Here is a 23,162-nt window from a genome sequence, read left to right on the forward strand (position 1 = left end):
GAATGTTGTGCTATAATATCTATGATTCTAAATTGTTTTCAACTTTAGGGGGGCGATTGGCATGGTGGAAAAAAACGCAAAGGACATGAATAACGTAGGAATATTTAAACGTCCGTTGTTTTTCGCAAGTATCATATTAGGCTTGGCGTTCATAATTGGAATGTCAATTTTCGGTTATCTTTTCTATCTATCGAGAATTCCTCAAAAAACATTAACTGTAACAGGTTCTGCAAGGGAACGCGTAATATCGGATTTGGCGAAATGGTCTTCGAATTATTCTGTAAAGGTCACAGAATCAAAACTTGAAGAAGGATTCAAATTGATAAAATCTTTTGAAAAAAATGTGCTCGAGATTTTTAAAGAAAATGGTATATCGGAAGATGAGATAACAATTTCCGCAATTAGTGTAAACGAGCTTTACGTTGACCCAGAACGTCAAACTGAACGGTTCTACATACTCACTCAACAAATATACGTGGAAACAAAGGATGTAGAACATATAGCTCAAAAATCGAAGAGTATAATCCAAAAGATTTTGGATACAGGAATCGCTTTCCAATCTTTCCCTGTTGAGTATTATTACTCAAAACTTCCAGAAAAAAGAGTTCAACTCTTATCGGAAGCCGTCAAGGACGCACGGAGAAGAGCGGAAGAAATTGCGAAAAGCGGTGGGTTAAAAGTTGGAAAAGTCCTTAGCGCGAGAAGTGGTGTTGTACAAGTTCTTGCCCCGAATAGTGTTGAAATAAGTGATTATGGCTCATACGACACATCAACTTTGGAAAAAGAAATAATGGTAACTGTGAATGTTGTGTTTGAAGCTAAATAGTAAAATTTTGAAAAGTACATCTAAAGGGAGGTAGAACTGATGAGAGATTACATGGCTGAATACAGAAAGTGGCTTGAAAGCCCTCATGTTGATGAGGAAACAAAAAATGAATTAAGGTCTATTGCTAACAACGATGAAGAGATAAAGGAAAGATTTCTTTTTGAACTTGAATTTGGTACAGCTGGTCTGAGAGGTAAGATAGGCGCAGGAACGAACAGGATGAATATATACACGGTTGGAAAAGCTACGCAAGGCCTTGCTGAGTATATCTTAAGCAGAGGAGAAGAATACGCAAAACGCGGTGTTGTTATAGCTTACGATGTAAGACGAATGTCAAGAGAATTCGCAAGGACTACAGCTCAAATACTAGCGGCAAATGGTGTCCAAGTTTATCTATTCGACGATATCAGACCAACTCCTATACTTTCTTACGCCGTTAGGCATTTAAAAACCGCTTCTGGAATAGTTATAACGGCAAGTCATAACCCACCAGAATACAACGGTTACAAAGTTTACTGGGAACAAGGTTCCCAGATAATGGATGATATAGCGGAACCTATTGAAGAAAACATAAGGAAGATAGATGATTTTGGAAAAATTAAAAAGATGGATTTCGACGAAGCGATTAGTAAGGGGTTAATCAAGATAGTTGGGAAAGAGATAGACGAAGCATACTTTGAGAAAGTACTTGGCTTATCACTTAACGATGAGAATATAGATAAAAACATATCGATTATATACACACCTCTCCACGGGACTGGCGGAAGGTTTGTAAGGTATATTCTCACAAAAAGAGGTTTCACTAATTTCACGATAATCCCAGAACAGGAAGAACCAAATGGCGAATTTCCAACTGTTGAATATCCAAATCCAGAAGATCTAAAGGCATTTGACCTAGCATTGAAATACGCGAAAGAAAAAGACGCAGATTTAATACTCGCAACAGACCCAGACGCAGATAGAAACGCGGTTATGGTAAAACACAATGGAGATTACGTACCACTCAACGGTAACCAAACAGGAGCGTTGCTCATTGAGTACCTGCTTTCACAAAGGAAAGAAAAAGGCTTATTGCCAAAAAATGGAATTATAATAAAATCCATTGTTACTGGGGACCTTGGAAAATTGATAGCTAAGCAATATGGTGTAGAGACTTTTGAAACACTTACAGGTTTCAAGAATATCTGCGGACTTGAGAACATGCTCGAAGACAAGTACTCATTCCAATTTGGGTACGAAGAAAGTATAGGGTATGTCACAGGTAATTTTGTACGTGATAAAGACGGTGTAATGATGTCCATGTTAATCTCCGAAATGGCAGCTTACTACAAAAAACAAGGAAAAACATTGGTAGATGTCCTTGAATCACTCTACAAAAAGTTCGGATACTATTTTGAGGGCAACTTCTCAATGATATATGAAGGATTAAAAGGTATGGAAAAGATAAGAAGAATCATGGAAGTTTTCAGAAAGAAATTCCCAAAAGAAATAGGTCCTCTTGAATTAGTAGAATACATAGATTACAAAGAAAGAAAGGTTTACGACAGAAACGGCAATGTCATTGGTGAAGTAGAAAAACATATCCCAGAGTCCAACGTATTAAGGTTCTTCCTAAGTGATGGCTCTTGGTATGCTATAAGACCATCTGGAACAGAGCCAAAGCTTAAAGTTTACATTTACACAGTCGATAAAATAGAGACAGAATCAAAGAAAAAATTATCATTGATAAAAGACACTCTATTAAAAATAATAAACGAAGCTTGACAAAACAAATTTATAGAGATATAATATCCATCGGAGCCGGGGTGGCGGAATTGGCAGACGCAGCGGACTTAAAATCCGCTGGGGAGCGAATCCCCGTGTCGGTTCGACTCCGATCCCCGGCACCAGATGGATGCAATTTGGAATCTTATTGAGATACATTATACGTCGCGGGGTAGAGCAGTCTGGCAGCTCGTTGGGCTCATAACCCAAAGGTCGTGGGTTCAAATCCCACCCCCGCTACCAGAACTAAGAAGGCACTGGTTTAACCAGTGCCTTCTTTTTTCTATTCTATTTTCTCTATCTCCGAAAGTAAGTTTTTAAGCACTTGAAGATCGGAAATAATGTCGTCTATAGAAGCAAAAATGTAAAGTAACTTTGAAAATGATTTTCTATCTATACTTTGGAATAGCTTTTCAAGTGCTTTTATTTTATCTTTTGCATATTCATAGATGGCATCTACTTTATTTGTGAGTATTTTATTCAATTTTTGAATTTCGTCAATAAGTATGTGAGCTTTTTCAAGACTGACTTTGGAAAGGTCGAAAATAAATATAAATGGCTGTGGCATTGAAAAATCTACATTTGTCCTTTCGGCAAACTTTTTAAGTTCTAAAAAGATAACCATTTCAAGGAGTATTTCAAATTCTTTATTCTGAAAGTATTCTTTTTTGTCTAATACATACTGCGGACAGAGCGATACCAAAAATTCAAGGTTGTTTGGCGTGTTTTCAAGTTTTAATACGTATTGACCGGGAAAGGCCATTTGGTACATTTGCTGAAGTGAAATCAAATTTGAAATTTTGAATTTTTCGAAATTTTCTTCATTTAGTTCTATTAAATTATCTGTAGGAATATCAATATTAGTGTTATCGAATTCAAAAACAGAAAATATCATTCCAAACATTTCCTCAGTGGTATTGAAACTGTAACTTATACCAAGTAAGTTAATTATGCTCATTGAGTGCAAATCAATGAATTTCTTCCCGTTTATATCTATTATTATAGGCGCATAGTAATCGATCAATTCATTAAATGAAATATTTGGGTCAAAGTATACTTTCACGTGATTCTTCCCTCTCTTAATGTATAAACGTATGCTAATACCTCAGCAACCGCTTTGTAAAGTTTCTCTGGTATTATATCACCTAATTCTGTGCTGTAGTATATCTCACGGGCAAGTCTTGGGTTTCTAACTATTGGTACGTCGTTCTTCCTTGCTATGTCTATTATCCTCAACGCAACTTTATCTACTCCCTTAGCTACAAGCTTTGGAGCGAAATCTTCTTCTGGGTCGTATTTTAGAGCGCAGGCAAAGTGTGTCGGGTTCGTTATAACAACACTAGCTTTTGGAACTTCCTGCATCATTCTGTGCATTGCAAACTGCATCATTATTTGTCTTTGTCTACGTTTTATTTCGGGATTACCTTCTATTTCTTTAAACTCTTCCTTTATTTCTTGCTTAGTCATCTTGATGTTTTGTTCGTATTCGTACCTTGAGTAGTAATAATCCGCTATGGAAACTACTATAAGTGCTATGCCACATTTTATTATTAATTCTGAAAGCACACCCCACATAATTAAGGTTCCATCAATTAAACTGCTATCCACAGTTAATAAAACTTTATCAAAATTACCCTTTATCACACTGTACCCAACGAAACCAATTATCGCGAGTTTCAAAATAGCTTTCAAAAGCTCAAATAAAGACCTTAAAGAAAACATTCTCTTTAATCCAGTGATGGGGTTAAGTCTATTTAAATCCATTTTCAATGGTTTGAAAGTAAACAAAAATCTTGTCTGTAAAAGTCCTATAATAAGTGAAAAAAGCGCGGTTCCTAAAACAAGAATGGCAACAACTAAGAATGCTGGTCTAAATGTCTGAGATGCGTATATGATAAAGTCTTCAAGAGTTCTTATATCATTATCACTTATTTCAAAAACACTCTGTGTACTTGTGATAAGTGCGTCGATTAATCTTTTCCCAAGTAAAATAAAAACCATGGAAGCAAATAGAAATCCAAGACCAGATACCAATTCCCTCGAAATTGGGACCTGACCTTCTTCACGTGCCTTCTGACGCTTTCTTGGTGTCGCTTTCTCTGTTTTGTCAGGGTCTGCGAAGAGTTGTATATCTATTCTATCTATTCTATCTATTCTATCTATTCTATTTACGCTTAATTTAACCGGTTCAAATTTTTCAATTTTTGATATCAAAAAACTTATACCTCCTAATTTTTAAACTATTTCAATAATCTACTAATATACGGCTCAAGTTTGTAAATCATTCTAGTAATCATCTCAATCCACACAGGTATCATGGTAACTAACAGTAAAAACATTATCATGGTACTCGCTGGCATTGCAACCATAAAGACGTTCATCTGAGGAACAAGGCGTGATAGTATTCCAAAGAGCACGTTGATTAAAAACATTAAGCCGATGAGTGGAAGTGCAATTTGGAGCGAAAAAATAAACGCATCCATAAATAATTCAAAGTACTGGCTGTTTATTTCTTTAAATGGTATGTCCGTTATGACAAGCGGGAATTTCTCTATCGATTTTACCACACTTGAGTAGATAATTAGATGTCCTTTTAAGGAAACAAATACGTAAACGGATATAAGGTAGACAAACTCACTTGTAATGGGGGATTCTTCCATCGTTGGATCGAGTGAGCCACTTACGTTAAAACCAGATTGTATACCGAAAATTTCACTACCAATATAGACCGCACCTACGATTGTGTAAGCCATTAAACCTATGACAAAGCCTATAAAGAAATTAAAAAGCAGGGATATGACTAATGTGGATATCGGTAAAGTTATCGGAACCATTATATTTACCATAGGTAATGTTACGTAACTGAGAGCCAAAAGCAAAACTACCATTATTTCTAATGGTAGTGAAAATCCAGCAAACATAAGTGCTATAACCATCATTCCTGTGAGCCTTGTTAAAATAAGCCCCCAGCTAAGCGCGTATCTTTGAAGCAGTGCGTAAATGTCCATGCTTCACCCCAATTAATTCTCGGAGGCGTATGTTTTATCCCTTATGATAATTATACAACACTTTGTTGGTAGGTTTGTCGTTGTAATATGGTCTTGTGCAGTGAGTACAACCTGAGGTTAAAAATGCGTTTTGGATGTCTGGAATTTGTTCGTATTTTATATCAGATATGTACCCGTTTTCGTCAAATTTAATTTCTGGCTCTTGATTTTTATCAAACATTATGTATCTGAGAATCTGGATTTTCCTATATCTTTCAAGTGTTGGTTGGGACGACTTTTCTAATTTCGTGCCTTTAACAGGTGTAAATGCAAATAACGCTATCTGGACGTTTAAACTTTTCATCTTTTTGAAGATTTCGTACAATTCCATATCGTTTTCGCCAAGTCCAACTATGATGTGCGTTGTTATTCTTCCTTCGTATTTCAAAGCTCCATAACTAATTAATTCTAATGTGTAATCAATGGGCCAACCTCTGTAAAGCCTATGCAAGTTTGCATTTACAATATCTATCGCTATCCCAACTTGGTCAATTCCAGAATTCATAAATGTATCTAATTCTTGTTTATTCGCGACACGCGTTGAAACGGATATAAGTACTTCTTTGTCTATTTCCCTTATTTTTTGAACTAAACTGAGTATGTCTTTTGCATATGCTTTGTAATTTACCGTTTGGACGCATATTCTTTTGAACAGTTTTGTATTAGCCAATAAATTCTCGATATTAATTTCTTTCCATGTAACCCTCGAAAGGTAAGAAGGGTCTGTCTTCGAGCTTTTTGCATGTGTGCAATAAGCGCAATCGTATAAGCAATCACCGTCTAACATGAGATAGGCGGTTGGCATTTCGTCTGGAATTTTTTCGCCGTTCAGAAGTTTCCAAGTCCAAAATGAAGCTCTTAGAACCATTACGCTATACCTTCCTTTGCAAATTGTATCTCGTACAGTCTATAATACGCTCCACGTTTTCTGAGAAGTTCAAGGTGTTTACCCTCCTCAGCTATTTGACCATCAGCAACGACTATTATTCTGTCAGCTTCGACAACTGTTGACAATCTGTGAGCAATCATTATTACCGTGTTTTCTTTTGATAGTTCTCTGACTGCTTTTTGGATTCTGTGCTCTGTTTCAACATCGATGTTACTCGTCGCTTCGTCTAATATGAATATCTTTGCACCGAAAAGTACAGACCTTGCAAGGGCAATCAGTTGTCGTTCACCGGCAGATATACCTTTTCCACGCTCAACAATTTCCGTGTAAACACCCTTCGGAAGTCTCTCAATGATATCCAACGCCTGAACCTTCTCAAGTGCTTTATAAACATCACTTTCCGAGTATTCTTCGTGGAATAGTCTTATATTATCAAGCAATGTTCCACTGAATAAAACAACATCTTGAGGGACCGCGGAAACTTGTTTTCTAAGCATTTGTAAATCGTACATTTCAAGTGGGACATCATCTATCAAGATGCTTCCTTGCTGTGCTCTGTACATACCGTTTATAAGGTTCATTATAGTAGTCTTACCTGCGCCAGTTTCACCAACGATAGCGACTAATTCTCCGGGATGGAATTTTAAGTTAACGTCTTTCAATATCCATCTTTCATTGTCATACGTGAACCAAACGTTTTTGAATTCTATCTTGCCTTCCTTTATTTCTGATACATTCCCTTGCGTATGAATTTCTTCCGTTGGCTCATCAAGTAGTGCAAATATCTTCTCCGCACTTGCCGTTGTGTTTTGTATGATATCGTACTTTTCTGACAAATCTTCTATTGGCCTCATGAAAGTGTCGATGTACGAAACAAAAGCAAATAAATCACCGAAATTCAAAACTTTGTTTAGTATGTACTTTGAGCCGAACCATATTATCAAAGACATGGTGAGGTAATAAAGAAAGTTTATCAGTGGCCTGAATATACCAAATACATACAACTGGTTCATACGTGATTTGTACAATTCTCTATTAACTTTATCAAATTCTTTTCTTTTAAACTCTTCAGCATTAAAAAGTTTTGTTACAGGCATTCCAGCAAGATTTTCAGCAATGTACGCGTTTATCTTCGCAATACCAGCCCTAACGGCTCTGTACGCTTTTATATCAAAATATCTAAACACTACCATAGCGATTATTATAAGTGGAAATACGTAAATGATATCCAAAAATAGCCTGGAGCTTATACTCCACATCATTATAATAACACCAGTCAATAGAAAAACATCGTTAATAATACTTGTGATAACTGAGGTGAAAAACTCCTGGACATTCTGCGTATCGCTCGTTATTCTCGTTGTTATCTGCCCACTGGGATGTCTGTCGAAAAACGACATTGGAAGTCTAAGTATATGGTCATAAAGCTGTCTTCGAATATCGTAAACGATTTTTCCGCCTATGTAAGTCGTAACAAAGATAGACAAATATTCAAAGAGAAATATACCACCAGAAACAATTAAAAATAACAAAGCCTGTCTTGAGATACCTGCAAGCTTATCCGCTGCGGACAGTTCCTGGGAAAGTATATAAGTATTAATTGCCTTTCGAACGATTTGTGGAGGCATGAGTGTAAGATAAGTCAAAGTAATGACTATCAGTATAGCGACAATCATTAAATGGAAATAAGGGAACGAATACTTCAATAATCTAAAAAAGACAGTTTTTTTAACTTTGCTTTCTCTATCTTCCGCTTCTTTTTGCTGTTTAATCTCCAAAATAGCTCACCCCTTAGGAATTTAGTTCACTATCTTCGAATTCTATCTTTCCAGTTATTTTGGATTTATAACATCTTTCATCTGCAAGTTTCAATACCTTGTTGATATCCCCTTCCGCAGGATAGATTGCAACACCTGTTGAAAATGTCATACCCGCTGAAGAACTAAAGCAATCTAATATCCTTCCAATTACCTTTTCGACGATAGTTTCTTCAGTTGTATTGAGTATAATTATGACTTCATCACCACCATAACGGAACGCGATATCTGTTTTTCGTATGTTCATATTTATACACTTACCAAATTTCTTCAAAATTTCATCGCCTTTCTCATGTCCATACATATCGTTAATCATCTTAAATTTGTTCAAGTCTAAAAACGCTAGTGAAAAACTGTTAAGTGGAATGTTCTGAATAAATTCCTCGAATGTTCTTCGTGTCTTCAACCCAGTCAATACATCAATCTCCGCTTTTTCTTTCACTGTCTCAAAAAACCTTCTGTTTTCAAGTATAAAAGCCATCTGGTCAGCAAGGTCTTTTAGAACGGTGAGTTGATAGTCACTGATAGGTTTTAAATCGAAATTGTTATCAGCTATAATCAATCCAAGTATATTTTCACCGCTTTTGACAGTGACAAGCGCGAACTCTTTTAATATATCAAATGTTTCAGCAAGTTCTGGAATCTCTTCCTTGGAAATTACGTGAGCCTCTCCATCGGTGTATTTTTTAACAACATCAAGTTCTATAGTTTTTCCCTCGTAAAGTAATTCAAGAGCCGATCTGAAATCTTTAGACACAGTATCTAAAAAGTCTTTCATATTAAGTTCGATATCTTCTATCGCTTCCCATATCCTATTAGCCTCTTCCTGTGTTCTTGGACCAATGGCTTTTTGGAAAACAAACTTCTCATCGGTATAATAAAAGAACATTGCTCTATTGAAAGAACCTGCGTAACCGGCAGTTATACCTGTGAGAAATGCGTAAAGTATAGTGTTTATATTTGAATCTTTATTAAGAGTATACTTAATAATTAATTTGGAGTTTATAAAGCTTTGCGCAAGTCTTGTTGCTTGGTAATGAATATAGAACAATTTTTTGGCCATTTCTTCCCTTAGATTTTTTATCATGTAAAACACAACATCTTGAGGTGGTAGGTTAAGTATATTGTAATCAAGAGATATACTATCAATTTCTGAATACAAAACCGCTCTTTGTTCTTCTACTTTGTCAACAACATAGATGTTTTTAATTTCAGAACATGAAAGTTTTTCAGAAATTCTCCAAAGTTTAAATAGATTTTCTGGAACTTTATTTGGGTCGTTGAAAACGTACAAGTCAACAAAGTAAGTCACATTGTACTTTATTATTTCACTTAACAGATATGATAAATAACTGTCTATGTAAGCAATCTTTATACGCCTTTTAAATTCATCCCAATGTACAGTCCTAACCATCAATTGCTTTGCGATCCATTCAAGAAATTCTTTATCTCTATTATCGAATGGAGCAATGTAATGACTATCTATGTCTATTTCACCAAATACGCTTCCATCATTTCTAAATATAGGTACAACAATTTCACTCTTCACATGAGGGCTGCAAGAAAGATAATTTGTCTCTTGCGAAACATCTTGCACAATGAAGGTAAGTTTTGTATCTGCCGCCTGACCACATATACCCTTTCCAACAGGAATTCTAACGTGTTCTGTAGGTTCACCCACGTATGGACCAAGGACTAGCATTCCTTCATCGTCCATAAGGTAAAAACCTGTCCAGTTGTAGTATGGGACATGTTCATCAAGCAATTTACAAATCATCTCAAGTAAATTTTCGTTTTTGGCAGATACTATTTGTTTTTTCAAATATTCGAAAATCTCTGATTTATCGTAATAATTTCCTTCAAGTTCTCCATGCCTAAAGTGGACAACCGATTGATATATGGCATCTGCAAGCTTGTCTATTTTACCTTTCTTCCATATGGAGTACACATCAAAAACGATAACTTTTTCACTCTTCCCGTCAACAACAATCCAATCCTTCTCACCAATACCAACGATAAGGTAAATCACAAAATCTTCCTTAGAAAGCTGAAAATCGCGCGCGCTCTTTCTGATGCGAACTGTGAGCTCATCTCTTATATTTTCTTTATTTTCGTCATACCAATGCGAAAGCTCGGTAAGTTCATTTCTGCTTATAGATAAAAGTTTCTCATAGAAACCGTCGAATTTGTTAGCATAGTTGTCGGTAATTGGCTTATAAGGAAGCTTTTTCCAAAATTCGATCCATTCTTTTTTTTGATATGTTAAAATATCAAGAAAATCACCTATGTGGTTTTCAACCAAGCTACGCATTTAATAACCTCCTCACTTTTCATTTTTTATTTTTTTACTTAATATTACCACTCTTCAATTTTTATTGTTTTTTCCTCCAATACCTCATATTTCATATCATCCGTGACTTTAACAATTATTATCTTTGTGCCATAAGAAATTTCGAGAATATCACCGGGTTTAACTTCGTAACTTGGTTTCAACGGTCTACCATCTTTTTTTACAAGTCCAGCTTTAGAGACTTCCTGCGCCACAGTTCTTCTTTTTATTATTCTGTTTTGCTTTAAAAACTTATCCAAGCGCATAAACTCACCCCTTAAAATTATACCACACTTTTTTTATTCGTTATACGAACAATTTATGAATTTTACCAAGCTTTTTGAAATAGCATTAAGTGACAAGGTGAATTAACAAAAATCTCGGTCACGTTGGACCGAGATTGCTGAAAATGATTTTTCGCGGAATTTTTGAAAATATATCATATATTAGACATCTAAATCGACTAAGCTAAGTTGTCTTGCGTGTCTCATTATGTATTCTCTTCGTTCTTCAGGATCTTTACCCATAAGTATTTCGAAAAGGCTGTCTGCTTCTTCCGCGTCTTCTATCTTTACTTTTATTATCTTTCTTGTTTTCGGATTCATCGTGGTTTCCCAAAGTTGTTCAGGGTTCATTTCACCAAGACCTTTGTACCTCTGGACTTCATATCTTTTGTTATTTTGCTTAGCTATGTTTATCATTTCGTTCAATTCTTCATCGGAATATAGATACATCGGTTTTTCTCCGCTTATAGACAGTTTGTACAAAGGTGGCATTGCTATGTATATTCTCTCTTCTTCTATTAGTTGTCTCATGTACCTGTAGAATAAGGCTAAGAGGAGCGTTCGTATGTGCGCGCCATCAACGTCAGCATCGGTCATTATAACAATTTTTCCGTATCTAAGTTTGCTTGTGTCAAAATTCTCGCCAATCCCTCCACCAATAGCCATTATTATATCTTTTACCTGTTCATTTTTGAGAAGTTTTAATTCACTGCTCTTTTCAACGTTTAGTATTTTTCCCCTGAGTGGTAAAATGGCTTGGAAGTTTCTATCTCTAGCTTGTTTTGCACTACCACCTGCGGAATCTCCCTCAACAATAAATAGTTCTGCCTCCTCGAAATTTTTGGTTATACAGTCAGCAAGTTTACCCGGCAATGTTGACGCGCCAAGCGCGCTCTTCCTTTTTACGGCTTCCCTTGCTCTTTTTGCAGCTTCTCTTGCTTCTCTTGCTTGTTGGGCTTTTTGAATGATTATCTTTAAAACTGTTTCGTTAACTTCGAAATAATCGGTTAGTTTATCCCTTACAACTTTTGCAACGGCATCTTGGATTTCTTCATTTCCAAGTTTTGATTTTGTTTGTCCTTCAAATTGAGGTGTTCCCATCATAAGTACGTTAACAACAGCGGTCATACCTTCACGTAAATCTTCACCTTTGAACGGTTCACCTTTAATTAAATTTTTCTTTTTCCCAAGTTCATTAACAACTCTTGTGAAAGCCGTTTTAAAACCAGTAACGTGCGTTCCACCATCGATTGTTTTTATATTATTGACAAATGAAACTATTGTTTCACCATCTTCATCCGTGTATTGGAATGCTATATGCACTTCGCAATCTTGTTGAGAACCATCGATAACAACCACTTCATGTAATGTTTTTGAACCTTTATTCAAATGAGCTATAAATTCCTTCAAACCGCCAGCGTAATGGAGTGTCCTTTTAATATCGTTTCTTTCATCAACAAATTCGATTGTTATGCTTGGATTGAGAAAAGCCAAGTCTCTTAAGCGTGTTAATATGGTATCCGAATCAAATTCGGTAGTTGTAAATATGAGTTTATCTGGTTTGAACCTTACGATTGTTCCTCTCTTGTTTGTTTCTCCAATAACCTCAACTTCTGTTGTTTTTACACCTCTGGCGTACCTTTGTCTATAAATTTTCCCATCCCTGTGGACTTCAACTTCCATCCACTCAGAAAGCGCATTAACAACGGAAGCACCAACACCATGTAAACCACCACTAACTTTGTAACTGCTTTTTGAGAATTTTCCACCAGCGTGAAGCGTAGTCATGACTACTTCTAGAGCGCTTGTGCCTGTTTCGGGATGGATATCGACAGGGATACCTCTACCGTTGTCCTCCACTTCAACTGAACCATCGGACTTTATTGTAACTTTTATAGTATCACAAAATCCTTGAAGGGCTTCGTCGATACTATTATCAACAATTTCATATACAAGGTGGTGTAAGCCATTCTTTCCTGTTGAACCAATATACATACCCGGTCTTTGCCTGACAGGCTCAAGACCTTTTAAAACTTGTATATTTTGAGCATTGTAATCACTTGCTTCATTGATATTATTAACATTTGTTGTGGGATTGTCTACTCTATCTATCATCAAAACACCTCCATACCGGGATTTTTAATATTTTGCTTATTTAATGCTCAGCAACTAACGATAATTTTATCAACTTTAATTTGCACGATGTTGTATATTCTTTTTTTTATTTGTCTCGACATTTTTCTTATTTCGCTAGCCCAAATACAATCATCACACTCAATAGAAAGAGTGCCTTCTTTATATTCAATGAATTTAATGTGTTTTGCTATAATCTGGCCAAATATCTCTTGAGATTTTTCACTGAGAATGGAAAGAAAGTAAACTTTTTGAAAGAATGAATTTGTTCTTGACAGTTCCTTTATGGCGTTTTTTAAAGTAAGCATTTAATGTATCCCTCAAATTCTTCTGATAACTTTTTACTTAATTCATAGGATCTGGTTTGGATATCTCCAATTTGATTGACAGGTACTATTCCTCTACTTGTATGAGTTAAGAACACTTCATCACATTCAAATAGTTCGTAAGGTTCAACGAATCGTTCTTCGATTGTGTATCCTTTTTCTTTCAAAAAATTCATTACATACATTCTCGTTATTCCATCTAGTATTCCAGATTCGAGAGATGGGGTGATAATCTTTCTTTGCTTGATTATAAACACGTTGCTAAAAGTCCCCTCGCACACTTGTCCCTTATTTCCTAACATTATAACATCATAATTGTCCCCTTTTGTCAATCGCGCAAGGTATATGTCCGGTCTTCCAAGAGATTTTAAATCTGGTGGAATGCTCCATGGATCCGCCCTTCGAACGTTTGTAAAATCTATCTTAATGTATCCGGCGTTCATATCTTCTGCCGTCTCTCTGAATACATAACTGACCAATTTGTTTGAATAAGCATAAACAATCCTTATTCTTTCAGAAAGATTCTCATATACGAGATTTTCAAATTCTTTAAACGACGGTGGATCGATTTTCAAATAAGATAATGATTTGCATAATCTATTGTAATGTTCCTTTACCGCAAAGGGTTTATCGTTGTATGTTCTTAATGTTTCATAAACACCTATCCCTTTGGTTAAAACTTCTATGAGTTCAGTCGTTTGAAACTTGCTTTTTAGCAACTTTCGACACCACACCTTCTGCTGTTACTGACAGTATAACGGTTTTGACAAAATCGCCAATTATTCCACCATTTGTTTCGTGTGGTATGTAATATTCATCGTAACCAATGTATATTCCATTCATAACTCCCTCAACAAGAACTGTTGTTGTCTTTCCTACCAGCTTTCTCTTATAAGCGTTTGCGACATTTTGAGAATGTGATATGAGCATTTCAACTCTATCTTTCTTGACATTACCAGGTACCTTTCTGTCCATTTGAGCCGCTCTCGTGCCAGGTCTTTCCGAGAACCTAAATGCGTGAACTTTGCTGAATTCTAATTTTGATACCAAATCAATTGTTTCTTGAAATTCCTGCTCGCTTTCTCCTGGGAAACCAACCATTATGTCCGTTGTTATTGAAAATAGCGGGTCAGCTGCCCTTAATTTTTCAACTAAACCCAATAAATAATCAGCCGTATAGTTTCTTCCCATTCTTTTAAGAACGCTGGTGCTACCACTTTGGATAGGAATATGTAAATGATTGCATATCTTATCGTTTTCAAGGATTATATTTATAAGTTCATCATCTAAATCTTCAGGGTTTATTGAACTTAATCTTATCCTGAAGTCGCCATTTATTTTCGAGACCTCGTTAAGTAGTTTAGCTAAATTCGTACCGATATCCTTACCGTACTTACCAAGGTTAAGACCTGTTATAACTAATTCTTTATGTTTTTTAGTAATGAGTTGCTCTGCTTCTTTGATTACAACTTCTATAGGTTTGCTTCTAATTCTTGTACCCCTCAGACTTCTTATAACGCAATATGTACAACCATTATTACATCCATCTTCAACTTTTATGAAAGCTCTTGACCTTTCAGCAATAGAATCTTTTACCATTTCGTAAGAGATATCATCTTCACGCCAATAATCTATTTTTGAATATATACCATTTTCGTTCAAAAATTTCACAATGCTTTTCTTTTCAGAATTGCCAAGAACTAAGTCTACTCCAAGTGTTTCATATTCTGAGCTCTCTCTTGGAATCTGAGTATAACAACCAGTAAGGATTATCTTTGAATCTGGGTTTTCTTTTCGTATATGCCTAATGGTCTGCCTTACTTTTCTTTCTGCTTCACCTGTTACCGCGCAACTATTGATTATGTAAATATCAGCGTTAATATCTGTCTCAGGAATGACAATATAATCTGCATTTTCCAACATCTCTATCATTAATTCGCTTTCATACTGATTCATCTTGCAACCTTGTGTTATGACAGATATCCTCGTTTTATTCATAATTTTTAACCACTCACCACCGTTTCTTTCTTTATAGCGCTCTTCAATACCGAAATTCTCGTTACTACGCCAATCAAAGTATTATTATCATCGACAACAGGAATCATCTTGAAATTCTTTCTCATGAATGCATCTGCTACATAAAGAATTGTATCATTGGGTTTTACAGTAAAAACCGGCTTTGAAATGTATTTTCCAATAGGGTCACGGGATATTTTCTTAAGATTACTTAAAACAAGGTTGGTATCTGGCAAAAACGCAGCAGTTTGAAGCAAGTTGAAATAACTTGGTAAACAAGCCCTGATTATGTCTTCTTCACTAATAAAACCAACGACTTTTAAATCATTATCAACAACCGGAACTCCAGACATACTTGATTTTTCAAGTAAATCTATAACTTGCTCAACAGTTTCATTTTCGAAGACAAATGTTAAATCGTAAGTCATCACATCCTTAACTTTTAAAGTTTCCATATTATTCCACCCTCTCACTGTTTATTAAACTTAAAAACCTCTCTATTTCGTTCCTTGAAGGTGGTTCTTTACCCATGTACGTAGTTTTAGCGACTGCTGCAGCGTAACCATATCTTGCCATGTCAATGCAACATTTATCCTCGAGATGAGCCATTACCATACTTGCGACAAAGATATCTCCAGAACCCAATAAGTACGAATGGTCAATATTTACCTTTGGTGAGAATTTCCAAACTCCATCAGCTGTTCCAACAAAATCGAATATTGTTTTGTAAGATAGTATGACAAGTTTTGCACCACGTTTTATAAATTCTTTTGTCATTTCAATATATTCTTTTTCTGTATTCAGTATATTTTCTAGTATCTTTTCACTTCTTCTCATATCGTATTTTAGTACGTCTGGAAAGGATATCTTTATTGACTCATTTATTATTTCATCACGTGCTTCCCAAAAAACTGTTTTTTTGTATTTTTTAGCTATTTTTGTCAATTCACCATAGATACTATTTGGCACACCGCGTGGTACACTTCCGGAAATAACAACTGCGCTTACTTGTTGTACGAGAACTTCGTAACGTCTTATAAAAGATTCTATTGAAGAAGAATCGACAATTGGTCCTTCAGAATTTATCTCTGTGAGAGTGTGATTAATTGTGTCTGCAATTGCTATATTCTCACGTGTTTCATCGTTTATATGCACAAAGCTTGTCGTTATCATTTTACCAGCCTTTTTAAGCTCAGAAAGTAAAACATTACCAACGTATCCTCCAACGAAACCGGTAACTATTGAAGGAATAGCATACTTTGAAAGTATTACCGCAACATTTACACCTTTTCCACCGGGTGTCATTTTATTTTTTTCGTTTGGTACGATGTTTAACTTATCTAACGTGAAGTTGTCTATCACAAATTCTCTATCCAAAGCAGGATTTAAGCAAACTGCAAGTACTTTTTTCATGATTTTACCCCCAATATGTAATCTTCCGGTTTACCGTTATAAGTCATTCTACCATTTTTCATAATAACTAAGATATCCCCCAACCCTATAAATCTCTTCAATGTACGCGTCGCTAATATTATTATCCTCTCTTCTGAAAGGTTTTTGAGCAACTTAGTTACAAACTCGACGTGTTCATCATCAAGATGGTCAAGGATGCAATCGAAAACAAGTATAGAAGCCTTTCTAAGCGAGGATATAAACAACAACAGGCCTATTTTTTCAAGCACATACAAATCAGAAAGAGGTGTTTTTTCAAATTTATAAAGAGCTTTTAATACTCCAAATTCGTCTAACTGAGTAGCGTATTTTTCAACACTGAATTCAAAATCACGACCAAAAACGATATGTATCAACTCTTTCAAATTAATATAATCTAAAGATTCCAAAAAATTTGTATCAAGATACCCTACAATACTCCTAATTGTTTTTTCATCAATACTTTGAATGTCTTTATCGTCAAAGTACATCTTTCCAGAATACTTTATATCTGGGTATATCTCTTTATTTAAGCACGCAAAACTTCTCAGGAAAGCGGATTTTCCTGAGCCTCTTGGTCCATAAAGAACTGCTATATTGCCAACATTGAGAGTTAAGTTTATGTTTTCAAAAAGTACACTTTCACCAACACTTGCTGAAAAATTCTCACATTTTATTTTCGATATTTTGCTCTCGTTGTTTTTTCTTTTCATCTTTTTTCACCGTATCTTTCAATCTTTCCTCAAGCATTTCCTGGGCCTTTTCGTTACCAAGATTTGCTAATTTTATAAGTTCATACTGAGATAATATCTTTTCCTGAGTTTTCTTTTTTAACTTCTGCATCATTTCATCCCCTTTTTGATTTCTATTTTTCTTTTTTCGATAATATTATACCATTTTTCAGTTAAAAGGTCTTGTATGCTTTTTTAATTTTCTGCTTCTTAAGTTAAGTTTTATTAATAAAAAACTAAGGTGAGACACCCTTTAAAGAGTGCCTCACCTTAGTTTTATGTTTTTTAATTTTTAACCTGCCAAAGTCAAAAAGTTTAAAGCATTAGAAATTTTTATCCCATTCTTCCATAAATTCCTTTATTCTTTTTAAGCCTTTATCGAGAGTTTCAATATTTGTTGCAAAACTCATTCTTACAAAGCCTGGCATATCAAAAGCGCTTCCAGGAACTGTCGCTACTAACTTTTCTGAAAGCAATCGTTTGCAAAATTCCTCATCGCTACCTTTGACTTTGAAGAACAAGTAAAATGCACCTTTTGGTTCTACAAAAGAAAGGCCATATTCTTCCGCTTTTTCAACAACAAATTTTCTTCTTTTTTTAAATTCTTCAATCATGTAAGAATTGTCAGTTTCACACGCTTTGATAGCTGCATATTGAGCGGTTGTGTTTATGTTAGAACTTAAGTGACTTTGTATTTTAGAAATTCTCTTTTTGATATCTTTATTCTTTGTCGCGACGTATCCAACCCGCCAACCAGTCATCGCGTGCGATTTGCTGAATGCGTTCACGTATATCAATAAATCGTCATCTACAAGACCATACATTGAAACATGATTACCTTCGTAAACTAAATCATCATAAACTTCGTCACTTATTACGTATATTCTCTTTTCGTTGGCTATGTCTGCAATTGCTTTCATTGTTTCATAATCGTAAATTCCACCCGATGGGTTGTTTGGTGAATTTACAACTATCAATTTTGTTTTAAGAGTTATCGCTGAAAGTAATTCGTCCACGGTTGGGACAAATTGCCTTTCAAAACTTGTTCTAACTACAACTGGTTTCGCTCTGACCATTGTTATTTGAGCAGGGTAACTAACCCAGTACGGCGCAAAGAGTATAGCTTCATCACCTTCATCAAGAATTGAGGCAAAAGCATTGAAAAGCGCCTGTTTTCCCCCGTTACTCACAACAATTTCATCAGGAGTAAATTGAACTTTTTTCTTTTCTTTTAAGTATTTTGAGATTGCTTCCCTTAAAGGTAATATTCCATTACTGTCTGTGTACTTTGTAAGTCCTTTATTAAGCGCATTAATTGCTTCTTCAATAATAGGTCTTGGCGTTTGAAAATCAGGTTCTCCAGCCGTTAAGTTGACAACATCTTTACCTTCAGATATGAGTTTTTTTGCAAGAGAATCTACCTCTAATGTTTTTGAAGGAGCTATTAAATCAACAGGATGCATATTTATCTCTCCTAATCATTTTTTATATCTGAAAACAGGGTATTTTGTCGCATTTACATCATCAAGACGTCTGATCGGTGTTTTGTACGGAGCTTTTTTAACAAGTTCTGGATTTTCAATAGCTTCGTTGTATATCTTTTCCATAGCATCTATAAATTCGTCAAGTGTACGTTTGCTCTCAGTTTCTGTTGGCTCTATCATCATCGCTTCGTGAACTATCAACGGGAAGTACACTGTCGGTGCATGGAGACCATAGTCAAGTAATCTCTTCGCTATATCAAGTGTTTTTACACCAGTTTTCTTAACAAATTCTTCGTTGTCGATAACAAACTCGTGCATACAAATCCTATCGTACGCAACTTTATAAATTTTCGATAACTTTGCCCTTAAGTAGTTCGCATTCAGAACAGCCATATCACTTACATGTTTCAAACCTTTGTTACCCATTGTAAGTATGTAAGTGTAAGCTTTAACCATAACCGTGAAGTTACCGTAAAAGCTTCTTACCATTCCTATGCTCTTTGGTAAATTGTAATCTAAATCATACTTTTCGCCAGCTTTTCTAATTACTGGAACTGGTAAGTATGGTGCAAGGTGTTTTTTAACACCGATAGGTCCGCTACCGGGACCACCCATTCCGTGTGGCGTGCTAAAGGTTTTGTGTAAATTCAAATGGACAATATCAAAGCCCATATCACCAGGTCTTGTTCTGCCCATTATTGCGTTTAAATTCGCTCCATCGTAATAAAGTAGCGCACCAACTTCGTGTGCCATTTTTGCTATTGTAAGTATATCTTTCTCAAATAAACCTAATGTGTTAGGATTTGTAAGCATTATAACCGCAACATTTTCATCGAGGTGTGCTTTTAGCTCTTCCAAATTGACACAACCATCTTTTCCTGATTTCAATTCCACGACTTCAAATCCTGCCATGGCAGCCGATGCTGGATTTGTACCATGTGCGCTGTCTGGTACAAGCACTTTTCTTCTCTTATCAAGCTCTCCTTTGTCTTCAAAATAAGCCCTTGCAACAAGCAATCCTGTCAGTTCTCCGTGCGCTCCAGCGGCTGGTTGTAAGGTCATGTCGTCCGTACCAGTTATCTCGCAAAGCATTTCTTTTAAATGCCCCATGAGGTCTATTGCGCCTTGAATTGTTTCTCTTGGTTGCATTGGATGAAGTTGCGTAAACAACATTGCCATATCCTCGTTTATCTTAGGATTGTATTTCATTGTGCATGAGCCAAGTGGATAAAAGCCTTTGTCGACGGAGTAATTCTTAGATGCAAGTTCCGTGTAATGTCTTACGACATCGACTTCGGAAACTTCTGGAAGTAGTGGTTTTTCTTTTCTTACAAGATGTTCTGGTATACCACAATCAACACTTGGCAATTCATATTCGGGTAATTCATATCCTTTTCTTCCGGATGTGGATTTTTCAAATATGGTCATTTTGACATCACCTCGACTAATCTTTCAATGGAAGCCTTGGTGTTAACTTCTGTGGAACAGACCAAAGCGCTTGGACCAAGTTCTTTGTAGACTCTATCTATTGGGATAGGACCTAATATACCATCTTTCACCATTTCATGCCATTTCTGTCTGTATGTCTCTGGTACCTTTACAACGAATTCATTGAAGAATTCACCATTGAATATTCTTGAAAAGCCTCTTTCTTCAAGCTTCTTTGCTAAATAATGTGCGTTGTTGTAAGAGCGCCACGCAACTTCTTTTAGTCCCTCTGGTCCCATCGTTGAAATATATATCGCGTTGATTAAAGCGATATACGCTTGGTTAGAACATATGTTTGATGTTGCCTTTTCTCTTCTGATGTGTTGCTCCCTCGTTTGAAGTATCATCACGTATCCTTTGTTTCCTTCCAAGTCTTTTGTTTCACCTATTATTCTTCCGGGCATCTTTCTAACATGCTTTTCAAGTGTTGTGAAAAATCCTATTCCAGGTCCACCAAAGTTTGGTGTTACACCAAGTGATTGTCCTTCTCCAACCACGATATCTGCGCCAAACTTTCCAGGTGCTTCAAGGAGCGCAAGAGATACCGGTTCAGCTACAACTATAAACATTACATTCTGTGGAATAACTTCTCTTATCGCTTTTAAGTCTTCGATTACACCAAAGAAATTAGGATAAGCTATTGCAACAGCTGCGGTTTTATCATCAACACTCGATTTTAATTTTTCGATATCAACTTTTCCACTTTGGTCATAATCAAGCTCGTGAATCTCAATTCCTTGTGGTTTTGTATAAGTTTTTGCAACAGTTCTATATTCTGGATTTATTGTCTTTGCAACAACCATTTTTGTCTTGCCTGTAACCCTAACGGCCATTAATAAGCTTTCAGCAAATGCGCTTGCACCATCATACATCGATGAATTTGCAACTTCCATGCCCGTTAGTTCACACATCATTGTCTGATATTCAAATAACATTTGAAGAGTACCTTGGGAAACTTCAGCTTGATAAGGTGTGTAGGCGGTTACAAAATTAGGATTGGAAGCCATGTGTTTTACAACTGTTGGGATGTAATGATAGTATATACCTGCACCAAGGAAGATATTTTCAGGGTCAAAGTTGATATTTTTCTTAGAAATACCCTCAACAAATTTTCTAACAGTGAACTCATCTTTTCCTTCTGGTATATTGTAACCATCTATCGTTTTTGGGACGTCTACAAACAAATCATCTATACTTTTAACACCTATTTCTTCAAGCATTTGTCGGATTTCTTCTTCGGTATGTGGAATATATCTATGCACATTGTTCACTCCCTTCTGTATTCAAAAAATATATTATTTTCTTGACCTTACGCTTCCTTTGTAGAATGGTGTCTTGACAACTAAAGCATCGACCATCTTATCCCTGATTGCTATCTGTACTTTTTCATTGAGTTTTACATTCGCATCGATCATAACAAAAGCTATTGGTTTTTCAAGCGTAGGAGAGAATGTACCGCTTGTTACATAACCTATTTTTTGACCATCTTTGTAAACTTCCATATTGTGTCTTGGCACGAGCTTTCCTTCGATAACTAAGCCTCTTAATCTTCTCTTCAAACCTTCTTCCTTTTGTTTAAGCAAGACTTCTTTACCAAAGAAATCACCTTTTTCGAATTTTACTGCCCAAGGTATAGATGCTTCAAGAGGTGTAATTGTGTCATCCATATCGTTACCATAAAGAAGTAATCCTGCTTCAAGTCTTAAAACATCTCTTGCACCTAAACCTGCGGGTTTTACACCTATTTCTAATAATTTTCGCCAAACGAATGAGGTTTGATTTGCGGGAATGTAAAGTTCAAAGCCATCTTCTCCGGTGTAACCTGTTCTTGAAATAATACCTCTCACACCGAATATTTCTCCTTTTTTAAATGAATAATATCCAATTTCTTCAAGGTCAAAGTTAACATGAGGTTGTATTTTTTCCTGAGCTTTTGGACCTTGTACAGCAATTAATCCTGTTTCATCGGAAATGTTTGTCAATTTAACATTAAACTTTTCAGAGAGTTTTAAAAGATGATTAAAATCTTTATCTATATTTGCAGCGTTTACAACGAACATGACTTCTTCTGGAGCAATTTTGTAGACAAGTAAGTCATCTACGAACCCACCATTTTCATTGCACATGGCTGTGTAAATTATGTCACCGTAGTTGATTGAACCGAAATCGTTTGTTACCACATAATTTGCAAATTTCACAGCGTCTGGTCCTTCACATATGAATTCTCCCATGTGAGATACATCAAACATTCCAACTTCTTTTCTTACCAAATGCACTTCTGGAATGATACCTTCATATTGGAGTGGCATATAGTACCCAGCAAATTCAACTATTTTAGCACCAAGCTTCACATGGTCTTCGTATAATGGAGTATACTTCACTGTTTTTCCCTCCCATTGGATAAGTTCTATTGCCTCGCTGTATTTATCTTCGGGCACAAGTATTTCACATTGAACACTGCTACCAAATATAGGGTGAATAAAAACGTCCGTTTTTTGAACTAAAACGGGTATATCATGAGAATTTAATAATTTTTCAATTATTCTTGCTTCTATTTCACCAACGGTTGTTGCAACAATTTTCCACATAAACAGTTC

At 35.8% G+C, this 23,162-nt stretch carries 21 protein-coding genes and 2 tRNA genes; 4 read left to right on the forward strand and 19 right to left on the reverse strand.

Features of this window, described 5'->3' with window-relative positions:
- The first annotated feature begins 61 nt into the window (after positions 1-61).
- The 4 genes from FNOD_RS04985 (at position 62) to FNOD_RS05000 (ending at position 2,833) form a co-directional block, all read left to right on the forward strand.
- Positions 62-826, forward strand: coding sequence for an SIMPL domain-containing protein (locus tag FNOD_RS04985; protein ID WP_011994122.1), 765 nt, complete (start codon positions 62-64; stop codon positions 824-826).
- 39 nt (positions 827-865) lie between these two features.
- On the forward strand, positions 866-2,590 hold the full coding sequence (locus FNOD_RS04990; protein ID WP_011994123.1) for a phospho-sugar mutase: 1,725 nt from the start codon (positions 866-868) through the stop codon (positions 2,588-2,590).
- Positions 2,591-2,625: 35 nt separating this feature from the next.
- Positions 2,626-2,715, forward strand: a tRNA-Leu gene (locus FNOD_RS04995).
- Between the two features lie 41 nt (positions 2,716-2,756).
- Positions 2,757-2,833: transfer RNA gene (locus FNOD_RS05000), tRNA-Met, on the forward strand.
- Between the two features lie 40 nt (positions 2,834-2,873).
- On the opposite strand, the gene FNOD_RS05005 is transcribed toward FNOD_RS05000, so the two are convergent.
- The 19 genes from FNOD_RS05005 to gcvT all read right to left on the reverse strand — a co-directional run bounded on the left by FNOD_RS05005 (position 2,874) and on the right by gcvT (position 23,153).
- Entirely contained in the window at positions 2,874-3,653 is a 780-nt protein-coding gene (locus tag FNOD_RS05005; protein WP_011994124.1) for a hypothetical protein, read from the reverse strand.
- Complete coding sequence (gene flhB / locus FNOD_RS05010) at positions 3,650-4,804, reverse strand: flagellar biosynthesis protein FlhB (protein WP_011994125.1); 1,155 nt, start codon at positions 4,802-4,804, stop codon at positions 3,650-3,652. The genes FNOD_RS05005 and flhB overlap by 4 nt, the downstream gene beginning before the upstream one ends.
- Positions 4,805-4,830: 26 nt before the next feature.
- Positions 4,831-5,598, reverse strand: coding sequence for a flagellar biosynthetic protein FliR (locus FNOD_RS05015; RefSeq protein ID WP_011994126.1), 768 nt, complete (start codon positions 5,596-5,598; stop codon positions 4,831-4,833).
- A gap of 34 nt (positions 5,599-5,632) precedes the next feature.
- Positions 5,633-6,505 carry a LipS2 family lipoyl synthase gene (locus tag FNOD_RS05020; RefSeq protein WP_011994127.1) on the reverse strand — a complete coding sequence of 291 codons (873 nt, stop codon included), beginning with the start codon at positions 6,503-6,505 and terminating at the stop codon, positions 5,633-5,635.
- The gene (locus tag FNOD_RS05025; RefSeq protein WP_049751095.1) at positions 6,505-8,202 is read right to left on the reverse strand and encodes an ABC transporter ATP-binding protein; all 1,698 of its coding nucleotides are present in this window, start codon (positions 8,200-8,202) and stop codon (positions 6,505-6,507) included. Before FNOD_RS05025 ends, FNOD_RS05020 begins: the two co-directional genes overlap by 1 nt.
- A gap of 115 nt (positions 8,203-8,317) precedes the next feature.
- Complete coding sequence (locus FNOD_RS05030; protein ID WP_011994129.1) at positions 8,318-10,654, reverse strand: diguanylate cyclase domain-containing protein; 2,337 nt, start codon at positions 10,652-10,654, stop codon at positions 8,318-8,320.
- Between the two features lie 44 nt (positions 10,655-10,698).
- Positions 10,699-10,938, reverse strand: coding sequence for a S4 domain-containing protein (locus tag FNOD_RS05035; protein WP_011994130.1), 240 nt, complete (start codon positions 10,936-10,938; stop codon positions 10,699-10,701).
- Between the two features lie 180 nt (positions 10,939-11,118).
- Complete coding sequence (gene gyrB / locus FNOD_RS05040) at positions 11,119-13,071, reverse strand: DNA topoisomerase (ATP-hydrolyzing) subunit B (protein WP_011994131.1); 1,953 nt, start codon at positions 13,069-13,071, stop codon at positions 11,119-11,121.
- Positions 13,072-13,118: 47 nt separating this feature from the next.
- Positions 13,119-13,397: a DciA family protein gene (locus tag FNOD_RS05045; protein ID WP_011994132.1), complete on the reverse strand. Its 279-nt coding sequence runs from the start codon at positions 13,395-13,397 to the stop codon at positions 13,119-13,121.
- Entirely contained in the window at positions 13,385-14,134 is a 750-nt protein-coding gene (locus FNOD_RS05050; protein ID WP_011994133.1) for an aminotransferase class IV, read from the reverse strand. Before FNOD_RS05050 ends, FNOD_RS05045 begins: the two co-directional genes overlap by 13 nt.
- Positions 14,106-15,413 (reverse strand): tRNA (N(6)-L-threonylcarbamoyladenosine(37)-C(2))-methylthiotransferase MtaB, encoded by a 1,308-nt coding sequence (mtaB, locus tag FNOD_RS05055; RefSeq protein ID WP_041256905.1) that lies wholly within the window; start codon positions 15,411-15,413, stop codon positions 14,106-14,108. The genes FNOD_RS05050 and mtaB overlap by 29 nt, the downstream gene beginning before the upstream one ends.
- A 5-nt stretch (positions 15,414-15,418) precedes the next feature.
- Entirely contained in the window at positions 15,419-15,886 is a 468-nt protein-coding gene (locus FNOD_RS05060; RefSeq protein WP_011994135.1) for a CBS domain-containing protein, read from the reverse strand.
- A gap of 1 nt (position 15,887) precedes the next feature.
- Positions 15,888-16,844 carry a 1-phosphofructokinase family hexose kinase gene (locus tag FNOD_RS05065; protein ID WP_011994136.1) on the reverse strand — a complete coding sequence of 319 codons (957 nt, stop codon included), beginning with the start codon at positions 16,842-16,844 and terminating at the stop codon, positions 15,888-15,890.
- On the reverse strand, positions 16,841-17,575 hold the full coding sequence (locus tag FNOD_RS05070; RefSeq protein ID WP_011994137.1) for an ATP-binding cassette domain-containing protein: 735 nt from the start codon (positions 17,573-17,575) through the stop codon (positions 16,841-16,843). Before FNOD_RS05070 ends, FNOD_RS05065 begins: the two co-directional genes overlap by 4 nt.
- Positions 17,529-17,705: a hypothetical protein gene (locus tag FNOD_RS09590; RefSeq protein WP_164541715.1), complete on the reverse strand. Its 177-nt coding sequence runs from the start codon at positions 17,703-17,705 to the stop codon at positions 17,529-17,531. The genes FNOD_RS05070 and FNOD_RS09590 overlap by 47 nt, the downstream gene beginning before the upstream one ends.
- A gap of 211 nt (positions 17,706-17,916) precedes the next feature.
- Positions 17,917-19,056, reverse strand: a complete 1,140-nt coding sequence (gene aspC / locus FNOD_RS05075) for an aspartate aminotransferase (protein WP_011994138.1) — start codon at positions 19,054-19,056, stop codon at positions 17,917-17,919.
- Between the two features lie 15 nt (positions 19,057-19,071).
- Positions 19,072-20,505: an aminomethyl-transferring glycine dehydrogenase subunit GcvPB gene (gene gcvPB, locus FNOD_RS05080; RefSeq protein WP_011994139.1), complete on the reverse strand. Its 1,434-nt coding sequence runs from the start codon at positions 20,503-20,505 to the stop codon at positions 19,072-19,074.
- Positions 20,502-21,827, reverse strand: a complete 1,326-nt coding sequence (gene gcvPA / locus FNOD_RS05085) for an aminomethyl-transferring glycine dehydrogenase subunit GcvPA (protein ID WP_011994140.1) — start codon at positions 21,825-21,827, stop codon at positions 20,502-20,504. Before gcvPA ends, gcvPB begins: the two co-directional genes overlap by 4 nt.
- 33 nt (positions 21,828-21,860) lie before the next feature.
- Positions 21,861-23,153 carry a glycine cleavage system aminomethyltransferase GcvT gene (gene gcvT / locus FNOD_RS05090; protein WP_011994141.1) on the reverse strand — a complete coding sequence of 431 codons (1,293 nt, stop codon included), beginning with the start codon at positions 23,151-23,153 and terminating at the stop codon, positions 21,861-21,863.
- Positions 23,154-23,162 lie beyond the last annotated feature (9 nt).

Source organism: Fervidobacterium nodosum Rt17-B1 (assembly GCF_000017545.1).
Lineage (GTDB): Bacteria > Thermotogota > Thermotogae > Thermotogales > Fervidobacteriaceae > Fervidobacterium > Fervidobacterium nodosum.

Excerpts from the sequence above, each read along its gene's own strand:
- FNOD_RS04985 (WP_011994122.1), top strand. The coding sequence starts at position 62 with ATGGTGGAAAAAAACGCAAAGGACATGAATAACGTAGGAATATTTAAA.
- FNOD_RS04990 (WP_011994123.1), top strand. The coding sequence starts at position 866 with ATGAGAGATTACATGGCTGAATACAGAAAGTGGCTTGAAAGCCCTCAT.
- FNOD_RS05015 (WP_011994126.1), bottom strand. The coding sequence starts at position 5,598 with ATGGACATTTACGCACTGCTTCAAAGATACGCGCTTAGCTGGGGGCTT.
- FNOD_RS05020 (WP_011994127.1), bottom strand. The coding sequence starts at position 6,505 with ATGGTTCTAAGAGCTTCATTTTGGACTTGGAAACTTCTGAACGGCGAA.
- FNOD_RS05025 (WP_049751095.1), bottom strand. The coding sequence starts at position 8,202 with ATGATTGTCGCTATACTGATAGTCATTACTTTGACTTATCTTACACTC.
- FNOD_RS05030 (WP_011994129.1), bottom strand. The coding sequence starts at position 10,654 with ATGCGTAGCTTGGTTGAAAACCACATAGGTGATTTTCTTGATATTTTA.
- FNOD_RS05035 (WP_011994130.1), bottom strand. The coding sequence starts at position 10,938 with ATGCGCTTGGATAAGTTTTTAAAGCAAAACAGAATAATAAAAAGAAGA.
- gyrB (WP_011994131.1), bottom strand. The coding sequence starts at position 13,071 with ATGATAGATAGAGTAGACAATCCCACAACAAATGTTAATAATATCAAT.
- FNOD_RS05045 (WP_011994132.1), bottom strand. The coding sequence starts at position 13,397 with ATGCTTACTTTAAAAAACGCCATAAAGGAACTGTCAAGAACAAATTCA.
- mtaB (WP_041256905.1), bottom strand. The coding sequence starts at position 15,413 with ATGAATAAAACGAGGATATCTGTCATAACACAAGGTTGCAAGATGAAT.
- FNOD_RS05060 (WP_011994135.1), bottom strand. The coding sequence starts at position 15,886 with ATGGAAACTTTAAAAGTTAAGGATGTGATGACTTACGATTTAACATTT.
- FNOD_RS05065 (WP_011994136.1), bottom strand. The coding sequence starts at position 16,844 with ATGAAAAAAGTACTTGCAGTTTGCTTAAATCCTGCTTTGGATAGAGAA.
- FNOD_RS05070 (WP_011994137.1), bottom strand. The coding sequence starts at position 17,575 with ATGAAAAGAAAAAACAACGAGAGCAAAATATCGAAAATAAAATGTGAG.
- FNOD_RS09590 (WP_164541715.1), bottom strand. The coding sequence starts at position 17,705 with ATGCAGAAGTTAAAAAAGAAAACTCAGGAAAAGATATTATCTCAGTAT.
- aspC (WP_011994138.1), bottom strand. The coding sequence starts at position 19,056 with ATGCATCCTGTTGATTTAATAGCTCCTTCAAAAACATTAGAGGTAGAT.
- gcvPB (WP_011994139.1), bottom strand. The coding sequence starts at position 20,505 with ATGACCATATTTGAAAAATCCACATCCGGAAGAAAAGGATATGAATTA.
- gcvT (WP_011994141.1), bottom strand. The coding sequence starts at position 23,153 with ATGTGGAAAATTGTTGCAACAACCGTTGGTGAAATAGAAGCAAGAATA.